17 protein-coding genes are annotated in these 20,240 nt (G+C 74.6%); 7 read left to right on the top strand and 10 right to left on the bottom strand.

The genetic code is table 11. The features are described from left to right. The first annotated feature begins 37 nt into the window (after positions 1-37). Positions 38-1,015: a glycoside hydrolase family 5 protein gene (locus OP18_RS19975; RefSeq protein ID WP_245635456.1), complete on the top strand. Its 978-nt coding sequence runs from the start codon at positions 38-40 to the stop codon at positions 1,013-1,015. Positions 1,016-1,195: 180 nt separating this feature from the next. Next, positions 1,196-2,620: a glycosyltransferase family 2 protein gene (locus OP18_RS19970; protein ID WP_052387008.1), complete on the top strand. Its 1,425-nt coding sequence runs from the start codon at positions 1,196-1,198 to the stop codon at positions 2,618-2,620. Here OP18_RS19970 and OP18_RS19965 read toward each other — a convergent pair. Further along, positions 2,601-3,326: a GNAT family N-acetyltransferase gene (locus OP18_RS19965; protein ID WP_033360453.1), complete on the bottom strand. Its 726-nt coding sequence runs from the start codon at positions 3,324-3,326 to the stop codon at positions 2,601-2,603. The two genes, OP18_RS19970 and OP18_RS19965, sit on opposite strands and share 20 nt — an antisense overlap. A gap of 200 nt (positions 3,327-3,526) precedes the next feature. Here OP18_RS19965 and OP18_RS19960 point away from each other — a divergent pair, with 200 nt between their 5' ends. Then, positions 3,527-4,144: a ThuA domain-containing protein gene (locus OP18_RS19960; protein ID WP_211273602.1), complete on the top strand. Its 618-nt coding sequence runs from the start codon at positions 3,527-3,529 to the stop codon at positions 4,142-4,144. Continuing rightward, positions 4,129-5,214, top strand: a complete 1,086-nt coding sequence (locus OP18_RS61895) for a Gfo/Idh/MocA family protein (protein WP_033360451.1) — start codon at positions 4,129-4,131, stop codon at positions 5,212-5,214. Before OP18_RS19960 ends, OP18_RS61895 begins: the two co-directional genes overlap by 16 nt. A 45-nt stretch (positions 5,215-5,259) precedes the next feature. Here the strand turns inward: OP18_RS61895 and OP18_RS19950 are convergent, their stop codons facing one another. Further along, positions 5,260-6,003 carry an SGNH/GDSL hydrolase family protein gene (locus tag OP18_RS19950; protein WP_033360450.1) on the bottom strand — a complete coding sequence of 248 codons (744 nt, stop codon included), beginning with the start codon at positions 6,001-6,003 and terminating at the stop codon, positions 5,260-5,262. A gap of 86 nt (positions 6,004-6,089) precedes the next feature. Here OP18_RS19950 and OP18_RS19945 point away from each other — a divergent pair, with 86 nt between their 5' ends. Beyond that, on the top strand, positions 6,090-6,794 hold the full coding sequence (locus OP18_RS19945; RefSeq protein WP_033360449.1) for a hypothetical protein: 705 nt from the start codon (positions 6,090-6,092) through the stop codon (positions 6,792-6,794). A 123-nt stretch (positions 6,795-6,917) separates the two neighbouring features. On the opposite strand, the gene OP18_RS19940 is transcribed toward OP18_RS19945, so the two are convergent. Next, a complete protein-coding gene (locus tag OP18_RS19940) occupies positions 6,918-8,156 on the bottom strand; it encodes an MFS transporter (protein ID WP_052387007.1) in 1,239 nt (412 codons plus the stop codon). Between the two features lie 100 nt (positions 8,157-8,256). Here OP18_RS19940 and OP18_RS19935 point away from each other — a divergent pair, with 100 nt between their 5' ends. Then, a complete protein-coding gene (locus OP18_RS19935; protein ID WP_156089645.1) occupies positions 8,257-9,228 on the top strand; it encodes a hypothetical protein in 972 nt (323 codons plus the stop codon). Positions 9,229-9,236: 8 nt separating this feature from the next. Here OP18_RS19935 and OP18_RS51300 read toward each other — a convergent pair whose 3' ends face one another. Continuing rightward, entirely contained in the window at positions 9,237-12,932 is a 3,696-nt protein-coding gene (locus OP18_RS51300) for a CHAT domain-containing protein (protein WP_043787719.1), read from the bottom strand. Between the two features lie 44 nt (positions 12,933-12,976). On the opposite strand from OP18_RS51300, the gene OP18_RS52755 reads away from it, so the two are divergent. After that, complete coding sequence (locus tag OP18_RS52755) at positions 12,977-13,747, top strand: alpha/beta fold hydrolase (protein WP_162189810.1); 771 nt, start codon at positions 12,977-12,979, stop codon at positions 13,745-13,747. Between the two features lie 11 nt (positions 13,748-13,758). On the opposite strand, the gene OP18_RS19920 is transcribed toward OP18_RS52755, so the two are convergent. The 6 genes from OP18_RS19920 to OP18_RS19895 are packed head-to-tail and all read right to left on the bottom strand — an operon-like array spanning position 13,759 to position 20,214. Beyond that, complete coding sequence (locus OP18_RS19920; RefSeq protein WP_033360447.1) at positions 13,759-15,486, bottom strand: hypothetical protein; 1,728 nt, start codon at positions 15,484-15,486, stop codon at positions 13,759-13,761. Further along, complete coding sequence (locus OP18_RS19915; RefSeq protein WP_156089644.1) at positions 15,476-16,036, bottom strand: SET domain-containing protein-lysine N-methyltransferase; 561 nt, start codon at positions 16,034-16,036, stop codon at positions 15,476-15,478. Before OP18_RS19915 ends, OP18_RS19920 begins: the two co-directional genes overlap by 11 nt. Then, complete coding sequence (locus tag OP18_RS19910) at positions 16,036-17,289, bottom strand: preATP grasp domain-containing protein (protein ID WP_156089643.1); 1,254 nt, start codon at positions 17,287-17,289, stop codon at positions 16,036-16,038. The genes OP18_RS19915 and OP18_RS19910 overlap by 1 nt, the downstream gene beginning before the upstream one ends. Before the next feature lie 5 nt (positions 17,290-17,294). Beyond that, complete coding sequence (locus tag OP18_RS19905; RefSeq protein ID WP_033360444.1) at positions 17,295-18,023, bottom strand: class I SAM-dependent methyltransferase; 729 nt, start codon at positions 18,021-18,023, stop codon at positions 17,295-17,297. Beyond that, positions 18,020-19,138: a hypothetical protein gene (locus tag OP18_RS58655; RefSeq protein WP_033360443.1), complete on the bottom strand. Its 1,119-nt coding sequence runs from the start codon at positions 19,136-19,138 to the stop codon at positions 18,020-18,022. Before OP18_RS58655 ends, OP18_RS19905 begins: the two co-directional genes overlap by 4 nt. Continuing rightward, positions 19,135-20,214, bottom strand: a complete 1,080-nt coding sequence (locus tag OP18_RS19895; RefSeq protein WP_052387005.1) for a lysine-2,3-aminomutase-like protein — start codon at positions 20,212-20,214, stop codon at positions 19,135-19,137. Before OP18_RS19895 ends, OP18_RS58655 begins: the two co-directional genes overlap by 4 nt. Positions 20,215-20,240: the final 26 nt, after the last annotated feature.

The following is a 20,240-nucleotide window of genomic DNA, read 5'->3' as shown; positions in this document are numbered from 1 at the left end:
GGAGATCATGAGAACAGCAGCCGTTACCGTGGCAGCGGTGTGCGCCGCACTCATCGCGTTCATGTTCGCCGCCGAGCACCCGTCCCGGTCGTCGCGGCCGCTGCCGCCGTCCACCGGTCTGCATGTCAGTGGCGGCACCGTCGTGGAGGGCAACGGCAGCAGGTTCGTGATGCGGGGCGTCAGTCATTCGTACGCCTGGCACAAGGACCAGAACCAGGCGTTCGCCGACGTCAAACGGCTGGGTGCCAACACGGTGCGGGTCGTGCTGACCAACGGCACCGGGGCCGGCGAGGTGGCCGACGTCATCGCCCGGTGCAGGACGAACCGGCTGATCTGTGTCCTGGAGTACCACGACACCACCGGCCACGGGGAGCAGCGTGACGCCGTCACCCTGGACGCGGCCGCGGACTACTGGACCGGGCTGCGCGACGTGCTGGCCGGCCAGGAGGACTACGTGGTGGTCAACCTCGGCAACGAGCCCTACGGCAACGGCGACACCTCCGGCTGGGCCGGCGCGACGAAGGCGGCGGTCAGGAAGCTGCGCGACGCCGGCCTGCGGCACCTGATCATGGTCGACGGGCCGAACTGGGGGCAGGACTGGTCGGGCGTCATGCGGGGCAACGCCGCGTCGGTGCTCGACAGCGACCCGCGGCACAACGTCGTGTTCTCCGTCCACATGTACGGCGTGTACGGCACCGCCTCGAAGGTCACCGACTACTTCGACGCCTTCCGCGACGCCGGGCTGCCACTCGTCGTCGGTGAGTTCGGCTGGAAGCACACCGACGGCGACGTCGACGAGGACACCATCATGCGCGAGGCGCGGTCCCGCGGCATCGGCTACCTCGGCTGGTCGTGGAGCGGCAACAGCGGCGGCGTCGAGTACCTCGACCTGGCCACCGGCTTCGACCCCGACCGGTTGACCGAGTGGGGCCGGCAGCTCTTCGACGGCCCCGACGGCATCCGGGCCACCTCGAAGGAGGCCACCGTCTACCGCGACCGGCCGGCGGTCGCGTAGCGCGGCGGGGTCCCGCTACGCCGGTACTACTCCGAAAGTAGGACCCACTTCCGCACCGCCACGCGGGCCACCCCCGCGCCCCCTCGGGTAGTAGCCCGTCGCCCCGGCGTCGACGAGCAGGCAGGGGAGGCGGACGTGAGCACGACGAAACCTGCGCCTCTGAAACGGGTGACACGTGCGGTGCCCGACCCCGGTCGGGCACCGCACCCCGGGCTCGCCCGCTGGCAGCCGGGCTACTGGCCACTGGTGCTGTCCTACCTCGTCGTCGTCGCGAGCGACTTCTGGTTCGTCCACCCGCTCACCACGGACGTGCTCAGCTGGCCGCTGACCGTGCTGTGGACGTGGCCCATCATCACCACGATCACCGGCATCGCCGGCATCCGGCGGACCCGCCGGGCGCTGCGCGAGTCGGCGGCCCGCTGGTCCGGGCGCGGCCCGGCGAGCACCACGGACCAGCTGATCGTCGTCGTGCCGACCATCGGGCGGCACGACACCTACCCCGCGCTCAAACGCTCGGTACTGTCCTACCTCGCCCACCTGCCGCCGTGCTTCCCGCGGCTGCGCATCGACATCGTCATCGACGAGGGCTGCGAGGCGGCTGGCCGGATCGCCGCGCTGGCCGCGCGCAGCGAGCTGATCCGGCTCGTCGTCGTCCCGCAGCGGTACCGCACGGCCAACGGCACCCGGTTCAAGGCCCGGGTCACCAACTACGCGCACGAGCTGCGCATCCACGAGCACGAGCACCGCGACGACGTGTGGGTCCTGCACATGGACGACGACACCGGCGTCGGCCCCGACACCGCCGTCACCATGGCCCGGTTCATCGAGGAGCAGGCCCACGCCGGCCACCGCGCCAAGCACCTGGCGCAGGGCGTCCTGACCTACCCGCGCGAGTACGCCGTCAACGCGCTCACCTGGCTCGCGGACTCGGTCCGCCCGGCCGAGGACGTGGGGCGCTTCTCCGCCTGGACCGGCAGCGGCACACCGCGCGCGGGCGTGCACGGCGAGCTGCTGCTGGTCCGCGCCTCGATCGAGGCGACCATCGGCTGGGACTTCGGCCCGCGCAGCATCGTCGAGGACGCCGAGTTCGCGCTGATCTTCAGCGCCCGCTACAAGGGCCGCAGCGCATGGTTCGGCGGGCGCTGCTACGGCGCGTCGCCGGCCAGCCTCCGCGACTTCGTGCGCCAGCGGGAACGCTGGTCGTGGGGCCTGACGGGCCTGGTGTTCAACCGGTCGCTGCAACTGCGCAACCGGCTGCTGCTCGCGTACTCGGTGATGTCGTGGGTCGTCGGTCCGATCACCAACGTCGCGGTCGTCATGCTGGTCAGCCTCGCCGTCGCCGAACGCAACACGTCACCGGTGGCGCTGTTCATCATCCCGCTGTGGGCGCTGAACATGGCCTACACGATCTGGATGTACTGGGAGGGCCTGCGGCTCAACGCCGCCGTGTCCCGCGACGGCCGGCGCCGGTGGTGGGAGCCGCCGGTGGTCATCCTGCTGATCCCGGTCTTCGGGATGATGGAGAGCGTCCCCGGACTGCGCGGCTTCGTGAAGTTCGCCCGCCGCACCGAGAACAGGTTCACCGTCATCCGCAAACCGACCTGAGGCGGACGCTCAGCTGCGCACCCAGCTCGCGGAAGCCCAGCGCGCGGGCCACCCGGCGGGACGCCTCGGGCCGGGCCCGCCACTGGGGCAGCAGGCCGCGGCGCAGCGCGTCGGTGACGGCCGCGGTGGCGACGGCCCGCGCGAGACCCCGTCCCCGTGCGGCCGGCGCGGTCAGCACACCGATATGGGCGGTGCCGCCGGGCCAGACCCCGTAGCCCGCCGCCGCGACGACACCCGCCGCGCCGCGCAGCACGAACGCCGGTGACGTGATCTCGGCCAGACCCGACTCGCCGGCGTCGCCGGCCGGCACGCGGGCCAGCAGCGCCGCCAGGTCGGCGTGGTCCGCGGGGACCGGCTCGACGGCGGTGGCGCCGGCCGGGCGGAAGCCGGCCGCCTCGCAGTAGGCCAGCGTCGCCGGCCCCAGCGTCCCGGCGACCGGCAGCACGTCCCGCAGCGCGGCCGGGTCGGTCGCGGCGGTCACGGGCAGATCGTGGAGGGCGCGCCGCACGGTGTCGGCGGCGCCGCCGCCGGGGGCGGTGGCGATGACGGCGCCGCCCAGGGCGACGATCCCCACCCAACCCGGCGGGCACAGCGACGACTGCGGGGAGGCGACCACCTCGACGGCCGCGTCGCGGAAGACGACCGGTGCCCCGGCCAGGGCCGCCCACCGCCGCCGGGCGCGGTGCAGCAGGGCGTCGTCGGTCACGGTCGCATGATGGCAACCCGCCGCCGTGCGCGCCACCGGGAAACCGGGACCGGCGCGGTCATCACGTCGAACGCCCGTCGTTCAGTTCGGCGGTGCGCGGCCGGCACCGGGCTACCGGCCATCAGTGCCGGCCCGGCGGCGGGGTTGCCGGCGGCGGGGCCGCTGCCGCAGTATCACCCCGTGCACATGTGGTGGATCTCGTGAGCGTCGTCGTCGTGGTGCGTGGCGGTTGGGAGGGCCACCGGCCCGTCGAGGCCACCGACCGGTATGTGAGCAGGCTGCGCGGCCTCGGTCACGAGGTCGTCACGTCGGAGTCCCTGGACACCTACCTCGACGCCGGCCTGATGGGCCGCGCCGACCTCGTCGTGCACTGCTGGACGATGGGCACGGCGACCGAGGCGCAGGTCGACGGGCTCGCCGCCGCGGTGCGGGCCGGCACCGGGCTCGCCGGTTGGCACGGCGGGATCGTCGACTCGTTCCGCGGCTCGCCGGACTACCAGCGCGTCACCGGCGGGCAGTTCGTGCACCACCCGGCCGACTTCGTCACCTACGAGGTGACCCCGGTCGGCACCCACCCGGTGGTGGCCGGCATCGCGCCGTTCACCGTGCACACCGAGCGCTACCAGGTGCACGTCGACCCCGCGATCGAGGTCCACGCCGTGACCGTCGTGGACGCCGTGGCCGTCCCGGTCGTGTGGACCACCCGCTACGGCGCCGGCCGGGTCTTCGTCACCACCGTCGGCCACGAGCTCAAGGACCTCGAGGTCGCCGAGCACGACGAGATCATCATGCGGGGGCTGGCGTGGGCGAGCCGCTGACCGTCGGCATCGTCGGCGCCGGCAAGATCAGCCGGCAGTACGCCGCCACCCTGACCCGCCTGCCCGGCGTCCGCCTGACCCGGGTCGCCGACCTCGCCGACGGCCGGGCGCAGGCCCTGGCCGCGGACTACGCCGGCGTCCGGGCCGTGCCCGTCACCGAGCTGCTGACCGGCGACGACGTCGACCTGGTGGTGAACCTCACCGTGCCGCAGGCGCACGCGGACGTGGCGCTGGCCGCCCTCGCCGCCGGCCGGCACGTCTACGGCGAGAAGCCCCTCGCCGCGTCCACCGCCGAGGCCCGCACCGTGCTGGCCGCCGCGGCGGCCGCCGGCCGCACCGTCGGTTGCGCGCCCGACACCGTCCTCGGCACCGGCGTCCAGACCGCCCGCGCCGCCCTGGACGCCGGCGAGATCGGCGCGCCGGTCGCCGCGACCGCGTTCATGGTCACCCCGGGCCACGAACGCTGGCACCCCGACCCGGAGTTCTACTACCAGCCGGGCGGCGGTCCGCTGCTGGACATGGGCCCGTACTACGTCACCGCGCTCGTCACCCTGCTCGGCCCGGTCCGCCGCGTCACCGGCCTGGCCTCGACCCCGCGACCGACCCGCACGATCGGCGACGGGCCCCGCGCCGGCACGGTCTTCCCGGTGCACGTGCCCACCCACCAGACGGGCGTGCTGGAACACGCCGGCGGTGCGCTGACCACGCTGATGATGAGCTTCGACGTGTGGGCCGGCCGGCTGCCGCACATCGAGGTGTACGGCACGGCCGGCACCCTCAGCGTCCCCGACCCGAACCACTTCGACGGCCCGGTGGACCTGTGCACCGACGCCGGCGGCGCGCACTGGACGCGGCTGCCGCAGCGGGCCGGCTACCGCGACGGGGGCCGCGGCATCGGCGTCGCCGACCTCGCCGACGCCCTGCGCGCCGGCGCCCCGCCCCGGGCGAGCGCGGAGCTCGCGTACCACGTGCTGGACGTCATCGAGTGCCTGCACACGGCCGCCGTCACCGGCGCCGCGGTGCCGGTGACCAGCACGTGCACGGTCCCGGCGCCGGTGCCGCTGACCTGAGGCGTCGCCCGGGCCCTCGGGCCGGGCGACGCCGTGCCGGCCGCCTCAGGACACGGTGGTCCAGGCCGGGTACTTCGCGGCGCGGCCGTCGCCGGACGAGCGGCCGCGGACCCGGCGCAGCACCCACGGCAGGACGTGCTGGCGGTAGTACTGCGCCTGGACGAGCAGCCCGCGCGACACGGCCGCCCCCTCGTCGAGCCGGTGCTCGGCGTCGGCGACCTCCAGGGCGGCCAGCACGAGCCCGGCGACCCGCCGGTGGCCGGCGGCGTTGAGGTGCAGCCGGTCCGCCGACCAGTACCCGGGCCGGCGCAGCTCCACGTCGCCGAAGCAGTCGACGAACAGCACGCCGCGGCGGGTCGTCAGCTCCCGCACCGCCTCCGTGAGCTGCTCGGCACGGCGGCGCAGCACGCGCCCGAGCGGCAGGTGGTCCGACGGGTCGGCGCCGCTGAGCACCATGAGGCGCACCCCGGCCGCCTCGCAGCGGTCGACCGCCCCTTCGATGAGCCGCACGAGGCGCGACAGGTCCGCGCCCCGGCGCATCATGTCGTTCCCGCCGCCGTTGAGCGAGAGCAGCGTCGGCGGCGGCGACAACGCCAGCGCGGCGTCCAACTGCGCGGTCACGATCGGCTCGAGCAGCCGCCCCCGGATCGCCAGGTTCGCGTACTGCCACCGCGGGTCCGCGGCGCCCAGCGCGGCCGCGACCAGGTCGGCCCACCCACGCGGGGTGCCGTCCGCCCGCTCGTCGCCCATGCCCTCACTGAAACTGTCGCCGATCGCCACGTACCGCATGAACCCGACGATACTGAGTCGATCACCGCCGGTCGCGGCGGCGTCCGGTCGTGACCAACTGGATTCGATGCTGGACGATATATGGCATGGACCAGGTGTTCAGTGTCAGCGGCTTCCAGATCGGCGCGGCCGTCGCGTTCGCCGTCGCGAACCTCGCCCTCGCGGTCAGCTGGTGGCGCTCCACCAGCCCGGCCCGGCAGGCGTTGCGCGACGGCCGGCGGCCGGGTGGCTTCTACCGGGCGGTGCTGCTGGCCTACGCGAGCGACCGCGACGACGTGGCGGTGACCGCACGGGCCGCCCTGCACCGCGCCCGGGCCGGCGACGACCAGCACCCGCTCACCAGGCTCGCCCGGCGCATCGGCCAGTTCGACGACCTCGTCGGCGACCCCGACTTCCGGCAGGCCCACGACGCCGAGGCGAAGCGCCTGCCACCGGGCGCCCCGGCACAGCTCGCCGAGATGTCGTCGGAGTGGTTCACCGTCCCGGCGGTCTTCCTCTGCGGCCTGGCCGTGCAGTTCTGGATGGCGATCGTACTGCCGGACCTGCTGCCCCGCCCCGAGGGCGCCGGCAGCGCCGTGGCGGCGGCGGGCACGACGATGTGGGGCGCGGCCGGCTGGCTGGCGCTGTTCGCCGGCGCGGCCGCCGGGCAGACCTGGCTGTGGCGGCGGGCGCACCGCCGGTGGGTGCGCCGGCTGCGGGCCAGGGCCGCCGCCGTCGTGCGCCGCGGGCTCGGCGGGGACCACGAGGCGTTCCGGCTGGCCCTGCTGGAGCCGGACGTCACCACCCGCTGAGCCGCCGGCCGCAGCCGGTGGACCACGGTGTACGTCCTGGTGTCCACGCCCGGCGGGCGGGCCCCGGTGCAGCCCGCCCGTTGCGGGTCCCGTATTGCCTCACGGCGTACGGTCGACATTGCCTCACGGCGTACGGTCGACGTGCCGGTAGGCCACGAAGGCCGGCAGTCTGGCCGCGATCAGGCCGGCTCCCACCACCGCCGCCAGCCCTCCCGTGATCGCGCTGAGCTGCGGTGTCGATGCGGCCGCGACCAGGCCGGCGCGGAAGTTGCCCACCTGTGGCAACGCCGCCCCGACCACGTATTCGGCGGCGCCGGCGCGGCCACGCATCGCGTCCGGCGTGGCGAGTTGGACGATCGTGGTCCGGAAGACCACGCAGAGCATGTCGGCGGCACCGGCGACGGCGAGCAGCGCCAGCGACGCGGCCAGCCCGTGCACGGCACCGAACCCGGCGACGGCCAAGCCCCAGACCGCGCCGGTGATGAGCATGGCCCGGCCGGGGCGGGCCACGCCGCCGACCGGACCGGACAGCGCCGAACCGAGCACCCCGCCGACCGCGACCGCGGCGCTGAGCAGGCCCAGTGTGTGGGGTGACCCGCCGAACCGATCGGCGTTGACGGCCGGGAACAAGGAGACCGGCATGGCGAGCACGGTGGCGCTCAGGTCGGCGAGCATGGCGCCGCGCAGCGCCGGGTCGCGCACGACGAACGCCACACCCTCGAAGGCCGCGGCCAGGCTGCGCCGGGACACTGTGCCGTCCGGCCGCATCGGCGGCAGCCGGAACACGCCGTACAGGGCGGCGCCGTAACTGATCGCGTCGACGAGATAGCAGACCTTCAGACCCGCCGCCGCGGCCACGACACCCGCGAGCGCCGGCCCGGCGATCATGGCGGAGTAGCCGGACAGCATCGTCAGGGCGGCTCCGGCGGGCACCAGCTCACGCCGCAGCAGGCGCGGCATGAACGTGCGCCGGGCCGGCGCGTTGACCGCATTGATAGCGCCGCCCACCGCGGCCAGCAGGTACAGCGGCCACAACGCGGTGTTGCCGGCGAGGGCCTGCGCGGCGTACCCGGCCGACACCATGGCCAGCACCGTGCTGGTGACCAGCACGAGCCGGCGGCGGTCCACCGAGTCGACCAGCACGCCGCTGGCGAGCCCGACGGTGATCGCGGGGACGGCGGTGACGATGCCGACCGCGCCCACCGCCGCGGACGACCCGGAGATCTGGAACACCTGCAGCGCCACCGCGAAGGTGGTCATCTGCCCGCCGATCGAGGAGAGCGCTGAGCTCACCCAGAGCCGGCGGTACTCGGGCGACTCACGCAGCGGCCGGATGTCCGCCAGCAGCCGGTGCCCTCTCACGCCGGACCCCGCCGAGCTGGTCCGCGCGGCAGGAGCCGCACCGCCGAGGAGGCCACGACGGGCAGTCTAATTAGAGGAGCGTGGCCGTACGATGCGGGGCGTGCGCAGGTGGGACTTCGGCGCCCTGCGGACGGTCGCGGTCGGTGGGGTCGCCGCCGTCGCGGGCATGTTCAGCACCGTGGAGCAGTCCACCGTCTGCACGCTGCACGAGGCGGACACGGGCCGGCTGCTCGGCGGGTGGCCGATGCCGTACGACTGGAGCTTCTCCCACCCGGACGCGCACCTGTCGACGGTCGTGGCGCACGGCGAGGCGTACTCGATCGTCCGCGGCCGGGGCTCCGACTACACCGTCCACCGGCTCACCCTCGACGGCCCGGTCCTGACCGGCCGGTTCGAACCGGACGGCGACGGCGTCCACACCGTGGCGCCGGGCGTGGTGTCCGGCCGGCCGGCGGTGCTCAGCAGCGACTGGCGCCGCGTCCACTACCACCACCTGAGGACCGGCGCGCGGCTGCGGCCGCCGTGGACCGCGCCGGACGGCTGGCAGGTGGAGGAGCTCGTCGCGGTCGGCGGCCGCACGTACGCGTGGCTGGAGCCCCGCGACGACACGCCGCGGACCGACTGGCGCTGCTGGCTGTGGGACGCGGTCACCGGCCGGCCGGTCGCCCCGCCGGTGTTCGTGCGCGGGTACCGCTGGGGGCCGTGGCCCCTCGGCCGGCGCCCCGCGCTGCTGGTCAAGGCCGACTGGCAGGACTACCGCGTCCTGGACCTGGCCCTGGGCCGGCCGGTGGGCCCGGCGCTGCCGCGGCCGGCCGCGGACCTGACCGCGCCCGCGGCCGGCGTCCTGCACGGCCGTGCGGTGCTGGCCGCGGCGGCCGGGACCGCGCTCACCGTGTGGGACCTGCTCAGCGGCGCGGCCCGGCACGTCGTCACGCTGCCGGAGCCGCCGCTCGCGGTCGCGGTCGCCGCCGACCGGCTGTACGTCGCCGACCCCGCGGGCGGGATCGGCGCACACCCCGTGCCGCTGCGGTCGGTGCACCCGCTGGCCGGCCGCGCACCGCAGCACGGGTGAGGCGCCGTTCAGCTCGGTGACGCGTCGCCGCTGTGGAGGTATCCGGCCCACAGCGACGGGCTCGCAGGGTACCGCGAGCGCAACACCGACACCGCGCTGTGCAGCGCCCGCGCCGGATCCGCCTCCTGGTCGAGCGCCGCGTACACGACCTGAGCCACGTCGTAGGAGACCGCGTCGTCGACGAGCCAGAGGCTGCCGATGACGCACCGGAACCCGGCCAGGTGGAAGGCGGCCACGACATGCAGCGCCTCGTCGAGGAACCGGGCCGAGGTCACCGCGGTGGTGCACGCGGAGAGGAACGCCAGCTTCCGGTCGGCCGCCGGTCCGGCGATGACGTCCCGTACGAACAACGGACCGTCGGCGAGCAGCAGCGCGCTTGCCGACGGGTCGTCGATGTCCGTGCGCGCGTGACAGGCGAAGTGGGCCTGGCGGGCCCGGTCGAGCCGGTCGGCGACGGCACCGCGGGTGGCTGCGGCGTCCAGGAGCGGACCGGTCCGGTCCCGGAGGTGGTTGCTCACCAGGCGCGCCTCGTCGTGGGCCCGTGGCAGTGGGGACAGTCCGGGAGTCGACGCCATCCCGACGACGAGCGGATCGCCGTCGGGGTCGGCCGCCGGCGTCCGCGACGGGTCGAGTCCGCGGAGGGTGACCAGATACGAGGAGACGGCCAGATCCAGCATGCTGCGTGCCGGGCCGGCCGTCGAGTAGTGGCCCGCGGCGTGCAACGGCAGCAGGCTCAGCGCGCCGGTCGGCAGCCACCGGAGTCGGGGCAGGGGGCCGGTCCCGGCCGCCGGAAGCGCCAGCGCGTCGAGCACCGGCGCCGCGACCGCGTCCCACAGCCAGCCGAGGACGTCGATGACGGTGTCGTTGGTCGTCCAGGTGTTCGCGGCGGTCGCCGCCAGCAGGGCCGCGGCGCGGTCCTCCACCTCGTGGTGGTCGAGGTCCGGCAGCGGGACGACGACGATGTCGTCCGGACGGATCAGCAGCGCGTCGCAGCGGTGCTGCGAGACGTTGACGATCACGATCGGACCGGCGACGGCGTACCCGCGCACGTCCGCGATGTCGGGCGGGCGGAGAAACCCGCGGTGCTGCGTGATGCCGCGGATGGCGGCGACGACCGCACGGAACTCGGTCGCCGCCCGGCGGCGCCACGCCGCCGGATCGGTCATGGCGTGCAGGTCGGTGTCGGACTCGCTGCTCGGCCGGGTGTCGGCGTTCAGGACGGCGCGGAGCCGCTCGAATGCCGCCGCCAGGTCCGGGTGGGTCTCGTGGAGCTGCCGGACGTCGGCCCTGCTGTCCAGGGACTGGCCGATCAGGATCGCGCGGGCCTGCTCCAGGAGGAGGACGGCGCGGTCGGGGTCGCCCAGGTGCAGGGCCACGGCCGCCGCGTCGCTGCCGAGGCCGTTGAGCTGGGCCAGTTGGTGCTGCCTGCTGTCCCAACCGCCCGTCCGGTCGCTGATGAGCGGCAGCAGGGCGATGGCGTCCGCGTAGGCCGAGTCCGCGGCGTGCCAGTCCGCGGTCCGCGCGCCGAGACGTCCCTGCCGGACCGCCGCGACGGCCCTGACCAGCGGTGTGGTCGTCTCATGGCGCGCGCAGGCGGCGAACGCCTCGACCGCGCCGAGGCGGTCCTCTTCGGCGCCGTGCAGGGAGTGTCTGCTGTCGAGCGCCGTGCCGAGGTTGAACTGCACGCCGCCGGGATCGGCGGACCCCGGGGGAGCCGCCGCCGCCTCCCGGGCGAGCCGCACCGCCTCGTCGAGGTGCCCCGCGTCGCCGGTCAGCGCGCCGACCGCGAGGAGCGCGGGGACCAGGTTCGACAGGTACCCGGGCCGATTCGGATGATCGAGCGGGGTCGCGGTGATCGCGGCGACCGAGGCGAGGACGGACGTCTCCAGATCCGGCGGGGAGTTGTACGCCTCGTACCGCCGCAACAGCATGAGGCCCAGGTCGGCGAGGTACAGCGGTCGCGAGGGGTGGTCGGGCGGGGTGCCGCGTTCCGCGGCCGTTGCGGCGTCGACGGCGTCGTCGATGTCGACGCGCTGCCGGCTCACCTCGAACCGGCGCAGCAGCGCGGCACTGAGGTTCGCCAACCGCTGGGGGCGGCGTGCGTCGGCGTCGTGGGTGGCGGCGACCGCCTGCCGCGCGACGGCGATCGCCTCGTGCAGGTCGGCCAGGTCGCGGGTGCGTTCGTAGCGGGCCCGCAGCGCGTTGGCGATGTTCCCCAGCAACCGCGGGCGCAGCCGGTGGCCGGGCGCCGTGTCCGCGACCGCGGCGCGGCCGAGCGTGATCGCCTCGTCGACGTCGCGCAGGTCGCCTTCCTGGGTGAAGCTCCGCAACAGCGCGAGCGCGAGCGTGGAACGCCGGCGGGGCAGGTGCTGGTCGTCCCCCGGGGTCTGGTCGACGGCCTGGCGGGCGGTCTGGACCGCGCGGTGCGCGTCGTCCGGGTCGCCCACCCGTTCGAACCTGGTCCGGTAGGCCGCGCTGAGGTTCGCGAGATGGCGGGCCTGCGCGCGTGGATCGTGCGCCGCGGCCCGGACGGCGGCCGTGCCGGCGGTGATCGCGTCGTCGAGGTCGGTCAGCGCCCCGCTGCGTTCGTGCCGGGCCCGCAGCGCCGCGGCCAGCCCGGACTGCACGGCCGTGAGCTGCCCCGGGGCCGTCGCGACGTCGAGCGCTGCCCGCCGCAGCTCGATCGCCTCGTCGAGGCGGCCGAGGTCGCCGGTGCGTTCGAACAGCGTCTGCAGGCCGGAGGCGAGGTTCGTGAGCGCGGCGACCCTGGCGGGCGGGTCCGCCGGCGTCGCCAGCGCCGCGCGTCCCTGCTCGATCGCCTCGGTGAGATCGTCGAGGTCGCCGCTGGCGTCGAAGCGGCTCCGCAGCATTCCGGCGAGGTTCGTCGCGGCCCCGCCGGCGTGGTGCCGGCCCGGCGTCCCGGCGGCCGCCGCGGCCCGCGCGGCGTCGATCGCGCCGTCGATGTCCGCCGGGTCGCCGAAGCGTTCGTAGCGCGCGAACAGTGCCGTGCTGAGCTCGCTGTGCAGCGCCACGAACGAGGTGTCGAGGTGGTCCACTCCCTCGGCGGCGGCCCGGGCGAAGGCCACCGCGTCGTCGAGGTCGGCCTCGTCGCCGGTGTGGCCGTACCGCAGCCGGCACAGCGCCGACGCCGCGACCAGCGCCGGCCGGTGACCGGGGTCGAGTGCGACGGCCGATCTGGCGTGGTTGAGTCCCTCCTCGCAGGTGGCGGCGTCGTGGGTGCGTTCGGCGAGGGCGCGCAGCAGCGCGGCCAGGGTGGTCTGGATCGCGGCCCGCTGCGGGTGCCGCGGATCGCAGGCCGTGAGCCCGGCCCGTGCATGCCCGACGGCGGCCTCGAGGGTGTCGACCGCGCCGGACCGTTCGTAGCTGAGCCGCAGCGTCATCGCCAGATTGGCGTGCAGTGCGCCGCGGTCACGGTCATCCGCCGCCATGAGCCGCAGCGCCTCGGTGAGCGCCGCGATCGCCTCCAGCAGGGCGTCATGGTCGCTCACCGCCAGGTACCGCATCCGCAGCAGCACCGCCAGGTTCGACAGGTAGGCACCCCGGTCCGGATCCGCCTCGCCGCACTCCGCCAGTACCTGCCGGGCGACGCGGACGGCGTGCGCGAGCTCGGCACGGTCACCGCTCGCCTCGAACCGGCGCATGAGCAACATGCTGTAGGTCGACAACGCCGTCAGCCGGGCCATGCTCGCACCGTAACAGCGGCGCGGCAGCGCTTATGATGCTGCCCGTGCGCGGTGCCGTCGCGCTGGACGGCGGGTCCCTGGCCTACCGTTCGGTGGGATCAGGACCGTGGGTGGTCTTCATCCACGGCTTCACGCTGGACCAGCGGATGTGGTTTCCGCAGGTCCGGCGGTTCCGGCAGGCGTGCACGGTGCTGACCTACGACTGCCGTGGCTTCGGCAGGTCCACGACGCCGGTCGGGCCGTACAACCACGCCGACGATCTGCGCTCGCTGCTGTCGGCGCTCGGTGCCCCGGCGGTACATCTGGTGGGCCTGTCGATGGGCGGCCGGATCGCGCTGAGCTACGCGCTTCGCTGGCCGCGGGCGGTGCGCTCCCTGGCGCTCATCGGCACCGATGTGGGCGGCTACCGCCACCGGATCGACTGGGACGTCCAGGCCGGCCCTGACTCCCTCGATGCCGCACGGCGTCGATGGCTGCACCACGACCTGTTCCGGACCACCCGCGGGCACCGGACCGCCTGGGACCGCGTGACCAGGATGGTCGGCGACTACTCGGGCTGGCACTGGTTGCACGACGACGTGCGCCGGCCGGTGGACACCGGCACGTGGGACCGCCTCGACGAGATCGGCACACCGACGACCGTCATCGTCGGCCGCGACGACCTGCCGGACTTCCACCGGATCGCCGCGGCGCTGGAGCGACGGATGCCGCTCGCCCGGAAGGTCGTGGTGCGCGGCGCCGGGCACCTGGTCAACCTCGAAGCGCCCGGGGCCTGCAACGCACTGCTCGACGCCCACCTGGCCGCGCACGCCTGAACGGTGCCGGCCTACCGGTGCCGACGCTCGTACCAGCCCCCGTCGAACGCGGTGATGGCCGGCACCCGATGTCCCTGGTCCACCGCCGCCGCGACGGTGCGCCACATGGCGTCGACGAGTCCGGTGTAGCGCACGGCGGTCCACAGGTCCGCACGGACGAACGGCTCGCCGGCCATCCGCACGGCGCGGATGTCGAAGCAACCGCGGTAGTCGTTGCCACGGACCCGCAGCGGGCTACGCCACAGCGACGCCCCGGGCGCCCGGACCGAGAACCGTACCCTTGCCGCGACGTGGCCGCCGTGCCACAGGTCGCTGTGCTCGGCCAGGTCCGGCAGCGCCGGCGGGAAGAAGTAGTGCCGCTGCCGCGGGATCTCCGGCCGGTCGAAGTCGCCGGGCGCGAAATGCCAGCGGTTGTACTGCATCCGCTGGGCGACCAGCCACAGCATCCTGCCGAGCTCGGAGCCGGCCGGCCGGCGAAGCTCCGGATGCGGCACCACGCAGCAGAAGAAGTCCGGTTTCCGCAGCTCCAGCACGCCCGCGGCGCGGCTGGCACCGCCGGGCGCCAGCCGGGCGAGGTCCCTGACCGCGCTCGACATCGCGTAGTCGGCGCCGAGGTCGACGACGGCGGCCCGGACGATGACCTCGAGCAGCTCGGGCATCAGCCGTTCGCAGTCCGCGGGCGGCAAGGTGAGGATCGCGGCGGTGGCCGCGCGCACCGTACGCTCGCCCGGCAGCGACGCGTCGACGTCGAGCCCGAGGTGCCGTGCCGCCCAACGCCCGACCGCCGGCGGGGTCGTGGCGTGGCTGCGGTCCCGGTGCGGCAGTTCGACGACCCGCTCCTCCTTGGCGAAGACCGGGCCGCCGATGCGCCGGAACCGGATCGAGTCCGACCGGTTCACCGCGTCGGCCAGCTCACCGACCTGCTGCGCCAACCTGAACGGGCACCGTGACGGCAGGTCGTCGGGCGGGTCGAGGCCGAGGGCTTTGGCGTACCGCAACCAGGTGGTGACCAGCCAGCCGCGCAGACCGGTCGCGCTGAGCTGCCGGCCGTTGAACTCCTCGAAGCGGATGGCCCGTCCCGCGGCGAACAGCACCTGCGCGGCGCAGACGAAGAGCCGCTCAGGAGCCGTCCAGGCGTCCGGCGCACGGGTGCCGAGACGGTGCAGCACACCGTCGCGCAGCAGGGTGTTCGTGCCGGCGTCCGAGCGCGAGAAGACGTCCTCCCCGACATAGACCAGCACCGTCTCGACCCGCTCGACCCAGTCCGCGACCTGCTCGACCCTGGCGGTCAGCTCGCCCGCCCGGTGCCACCGCCGCAGCAGCCGGTCAAGGTGGCGCTGCTCCGCACGCTCGTGCAGCACCCAGTCGGCCACCGCCTCGTCGACGCGATCGAGGAGGGCACGGGGCAACGGCAGGCGCCCGATGACCTCGGTGCCGGCCGGGGGCCGGTCGAGCAGCTGCAGCCGGCCCTGCGCCGACAGGGCGACGAACACACCGCCGGTGTCGCGCCGGGACGGGTCCGTGATCCGCAGTGCCTCCTCACCCGTCACCAGGCGCAGGACGCTACGGGCACGGGCGGTGAGGGCACCCGCGGCGGTGTCGAACGGCAGCCGCCCGTCGAGCGTCAGCAGCCGGATCAGGGTGACGTACGCGGGCTCGTCGCGAACCGCCCCGGACCGCAGGCCGGCGACGAGTTCGGCCGCCTTGAGCCCGGGCGGGCCGCCGCCGCTAGCCGACATGGCCGGGCCTCCAGCCCGTGACGCCGTGAATGTCGCCGCCGAGGACGGTCGTCTCCTGCGGGACCGACGCCGCCGCGGCGATCGCCGGCACCAGCCGGGCCGACCAGGACTCGGTCAGCTCCGGCGGCGGTTCCCCGACGGTGGCGGAGACGGTGCCGGTGCATCGCGCGGTGCCGCACAGGCAGGCGAACGTCCACGGGTCCTCGTAGCGGAACGCCCGGTAGTCGCAGGTCACCTCCTCACCGCGGGCGATGTCCCGGACCGCGATCCCGACGGACAGCCCCACGTCCAGGACGGCCGCGTCGCACGAGTGGTTGAGCAGATGCGCGCCGCGGCACGGGGCGATGAGGCCACCGTCGGCGCGCCGGTAACCGTACTCCGCCAGCCAGCTCAGCACGTCCGGCGGGGTGGCCGCCTGCTGCCCGATCGGCAGGACGGTGCACCGCGGGCACGGCCACCACACAGCCGTGCCGACCGGCACGTCCCGCAGCGCGATGATGCCTGCCCCGTGCAGACGGCTGAACCCGGGGTGAAGCGCGGAGTGCAGCATCACTCGAGGCCCAGGACGTCGGCGAGGATGCGCTCCGCCTCGGCGACGGCCGTGTCGCTGCCGCCGACGACGAAGTACCGCCACTTGCCGTCCACGGCGAGGGTGTCGACGGTGAGCAGGGCACGCGCCGGCGCGGTGGCGTCGTCGAGGCCGGCGCGCCGCACGGCCGTGACCGCGGCGGCGAAGTCCATGCCCGTGGCGCCCGCCCGCACGTCGGCGCGCCAGTGGGCGGTCGTGCCCGCCGGCGTGAGGCGGCTCGCGAGCTGGTGAAGGTACGTGCCACCGGTCCGGCGGACGTTGGCCTCCGTCACCACGTACGCGCTGCCGACGACACCGCCGTCGACGTCGAAGTACCCGCGGAAGCCGGCGGTGTGCAGCCAGGCACCGATGCGGGCGGCGGCGTCGGCGAGCCGCGGCAGCACCGGCGAGGCGGCGGCCGGTGTCACCATGCCGGTCCAGGCGTTGTTCCGGGTGCGCTGGTCGCAGGTGTAGAAGTCGTGCACGCCGCTGTCGTCGACGAACAGCTCGACGCTCGGCATCGACTCGAACGCGAGGAACTCCTCGTAGACCCACCCGCAGCGGCGCGCCGGCGCCTCGGCGACGGACCGGGCGATCCGCTGTTCGATGACAGCACGGCCGTCGCCGGCTTCGCACACGAAGGTGCCGTGGCCGTTCGAGGACCGGTTGACCTTGACGATGACGTTCGGGTGGTCGCGGAGGAACCCCACCACGTCGCGGGTCAGGTCGGCGGCCGTGGCCGAGAACCCGCCGTCGGCCACCGGCAGCCCGAGGCCCGCCGCCACCGCGCGGAAACCGGCCTTCGTGTTCATCACCTGGACGGCCTCCACGGTCCTCGGCCCCGGTCGGCGGTGGTACGGGTGGACGCTCAGGCCGGCCCGGTCCGCGAGGTCCAGCGCCGGCGGGTCCAGGACGAACGGCACGAGCACCGCACGTGACCCCACCCGGGTCAGTGCGTCCCGTTCCGCGACGACGTCCGCCGGATGGACGGGCATGACCTCCCGCGGGGCGATCAGATCGACGCTGTCCGGCGGGGTCCGGGTCACTCCGGCCACGTAGTCGCGGAACGCGCCGCTGCACGGTGCCAGGGTCACCACGCAGTCGCCTGGCTCGGCGAGCCACAGCTTGCGCGGGGTGACCGCGGCCATGGCACGGGCGTACCCGGGCGGCGGCTGCTCGATCATGACGGTGTTGACGAGATTGGCCAGGTACACGCGCGCGCTGCCGGCAGACATCCGCCTCACCCCGCCGTGCCACGGGTGGCCGCGAGCACCGCGTGCCCGGCCGCCGCCCAGCAGACGTCGACGCCCTCGAAACCCGCGGCGGCGAGCCAGCCGAGCTGGGCGCTCACGGGTGCCGGCTGGTCGACCGGGTCCGGGTAGCGGAACGTGTTCCATTGACTGTCGTGGAACGCGTCCGCCGCCTCGCGGCCGGCGGGCGCCGTCGCGGCCTGCTCCTCGACGAGGTGGTCCCACTGCTCCGCGGCCACCCGCCGGGTCACCTCCGCGGCCGGTTCGATCAGGTCGCACTGCACGTAGATCCCCCCTGGACGGAGCATTTCGAGGACCGAGCCGAACAGGTGCCGTTTGGCGTCGTCGTCGAGGTGATGGACGGCGAGCGACGTCACCACCGCGCCGTACCGCCCGGTCCGCCAGTGCTGATCACGGAGGTCGGCGTGCACGAACCGCACGTGCGCGGGCACGTCCGCGAGGCGCCGCCGCGCCGCCGCGAGCATCGTGCCCGCCGCGTCCACGGCGGTGACCGCGATGTCCGGCCGCTGCCGGATGATCGTCTCGGTCAGCGCGCCGTCGCCGCAGCCGAGCTCGAGCACGCTCGGGTGCGGCAGGTCGCGCAGCAGTGCGCAGACGATCCGGAACTGTTCGGCGCGGCGTGGCACGAACACGTCGGCGTACCGCAGAAACGCCGCGGTGTCGGACTCGTCCCAGGCCGGCGTCGTGTTCGTGTTCACCGTTCCCCCTTTGCTTCGAGCGCGCCCTGCAGGCACAGCCAACCGGCGAGCCCGGCGGCCTCCTCCGGCACGGTCAGTTCGGCCCGCTCCCACCGTTCGGCGAGCCAGTCGACGGGTGTCCGCGGCGGCAGCCGCCGTACCGCGCCGAGCGTCGCCACGAACAGCTCGCCTGGAGCGGGCCGGACCCAGAGGATCGGCACGGCGAGCCCGCGCCGGACGGTGCGCACCGGACCCGGGCGGCGGTGGACGGCGGCGGGCCGCATGCCGAGGGCGGACAGCCGCCCGAGGAGCGCGGCGAGCGGCATCGCGCCGGCACCGACGTGGCGCCGGTAGTCGTCCAGGAACGACGCCGGCACGGCGCCGTCGAGGCGGTCACCCCAGACGGGAAGCGACGGTTCCGCGCCGAGCCCGTGCTGGTACATCGCGATGTTCAGCGCGGCGGAGGGCCCGTGGGTCTCGGCCACGTGCCAGGTGCCGGCGACCCACGCGAAACCCTGTCCCGGCCCACCGGTCAACGACCGGCCCGCGGCCAGCGCGACGGCCGGGTTCAGCGTCGGCAGGTACTCCTCCCGGGTACCGGCGCCGGCCGCGACGTCGCCGCGTCGCAGGACGCCGGGCGGCATCCAGTCGTCGCCGGTCCACAGGTGCATGGTCTTGGCGCCCGCGAGCACCAGGTGCACGTTCGAGCACGCCTCCCGGTGCACCCCGCCCGGGGTCCGCTGGTAGTCGCCGGCGAAGACCTCGGTCTCGACAGGACCACTGCCCAGGCCGCCGGACATCAGGTGCGGCGTGAGCGCCTCGACCATCGCCTCGAACAGGGGTCGATGCCATGCCTGGACGTCACGGGCATAGCAGAACGTCGGACCCGGAAGCGCCAGGAACCGCTCCACGCCGGACCGGCCCGTGGCTCCCGGCTGCGCCGGGTCCGGCCGCAGGACACGCGACGAGGCCGGCCGGCCGCCCTGGAACACCTTGACCGACCCGGTGCCGTCGCCGGCGGCGGTCGCCGCTACGGCCTGCCAGGCGACCGCGGTGGTGAGTGCCGGGACGTCCCACCGGACGGCGGAGCAGGCCGCGCCGGGGTCCAGCAGCGTGATCGCGGGTACCTGGCTCATGTGCCGGCCCCGGCCGGCGCGGTCGTGGCCATGACATGCCGGGGTGCGTAGCGGTGGACGGTGCCGTCAGGGGCGGTGACCAGATACCCGTCGGCGTCCCGGGCCAGCTGGCTCGCCGCGATCGGCACCTTGCCGTGCCCGCCCGGCAGGTCCAGCACGTACGTCGGCTGGCACAGACCCGAGACGGGCCCGCGCAACTGGCGGACGAGCTCCTGGCCGGCCGCGATCGTCGTGCGGAAGTGCCCGGTGCCCGGAGCGAGGTCGGCCTGGTGCAGGTAGTACGGCTTGACCCGCAGCCGGACCAGCGCCCGGAACAGCTCCTCGAGCACCCCGGCACTGTCGTTGACGCCTTTGAGCAACACCGTCTGGCTCAGCAGGGGGATGCCCCCGCGGGACAGGCGGCGCAGCGCGTCGGCGGCGTCCGGCCCGAGCTCCTGGCGGTGATTGCAGTGCACGACGATCCACACGGGTGTGTCGGCGCTCAACGCGTCGACCAGGTCGTCGGTGATCCGCTCCGGCGCCACGACCGGGACGCGGGTGTGCACCCGCACCACCCCGACGTGCTCGATCCCGGCGAGCGTGGTGACGATGGCGCGAAGCCGGTCGGGCGACAGGATCAACGGGTCGCCGCCGGTCAGGATGACCTCCCAGATCTCCGGGTGCGCGCGGACGTACGCGTACGCGCCCTGCAGGTCCGTGTCGCTCAGCAACCCCTGACCGGGGCCGACCGCCTCGCGGCGGAAGCAGAAACGGCAGTAGACGGGACACACGTGCAGCGGCTTGAGCAGCACCCGGTCACGGTAGCGGTGGGTGATGCCCGGCACCGGCGTGAACGCGGCGTCGCCGATCGGGTCGGTGAGCTCGTCGTCGGCGGTGTCGAGCTCCTCGGCGCGGGGCACGAACTGCAGCGCCACCGGGTCGTCGGGGCCACCGGCGATGCGCTGCCGCATGGTCGGGGTGAGGCTGATCGCGTACCGCTGCGCGACTGCTTCGACGGCGGTCACCGCGTCCGTCGTGACCAGTCCGGCGTCGGCGAGCGCACCGGCCGTGCGGATCGTGCGGGGTCGTTCGGTCATACCAGTCCTCCTGTCGGCGCACGTCG

Source organism: Dactylosporangium aurantiacum, assembly GCF_000716715.1.
Lineage (GTDB): Bacteria > Actinomycetota > Actinomycetes > Mycobacteriales > Micromonosporaceae > Dactylosporangium > Dactylosporangium aurantiacum.
This window is presented reverse-complemented; position numbering and strand designations above follow the sequence as displayed.

Coding starts and splice junctions, on each gene's coding strand:
- OP18_RS19950 (WP_033360450.1), bottom strand. CDS start 6,003: ATGCGGTACGTGGCGATCGGCGACAGTTTCAGTGAGGGCATGGGCGAC.
- OP18_RS19945 (WP_033360449.1), top strand. CDS start 6,090: ATGGACCAGGTGTTCAGTGTCAGCGGCTTCCAGATCGGCGCGGCCGTC.
- OP18_RS51300 (WP_043787719.1), bottom strand. CDS start 12,932: ATGGCCCGGCTGACGGCGTTGTCGACCTACAGCATGTTGCTCATGCGC.
- OP18_RS19920 (WP_033360447.1), bottom strand. CDS start 15,486: ATGTCGGCTAGCGGCGGCGGCCCGCCCGGGCTCAAGGCGGCCGAACTC.
- OP18_RS19915 (WP_156089644.1), bottom strand. CDS start 16,036: ATGCTGCACTCCGCGCTTCACCCCGGGTTCAGCCGTCTGCACGGGGCA.
- OP18_RS19910 (WP_156089643.1), bottom strand. CDS start 17,289: ATGTCTGCCGGCAGCGCGCGCGTGTACCTGGCCAATCTCGTCAACACC.
- OP18_RS58655 (WP_033360443.1), bottom strand. CDS start 19,138: ATGAGCCAGGTACCCGCGATCACGCTGCTGGACCCCGGCGCGGCCTGC.
- OP18_RS19895 (WP_052387005.1), bottom strand. CDS start 20,214: ATGACCGAACGACCCCGCACGATCCGCACGGCCGGTGCGCTCGCCGAC.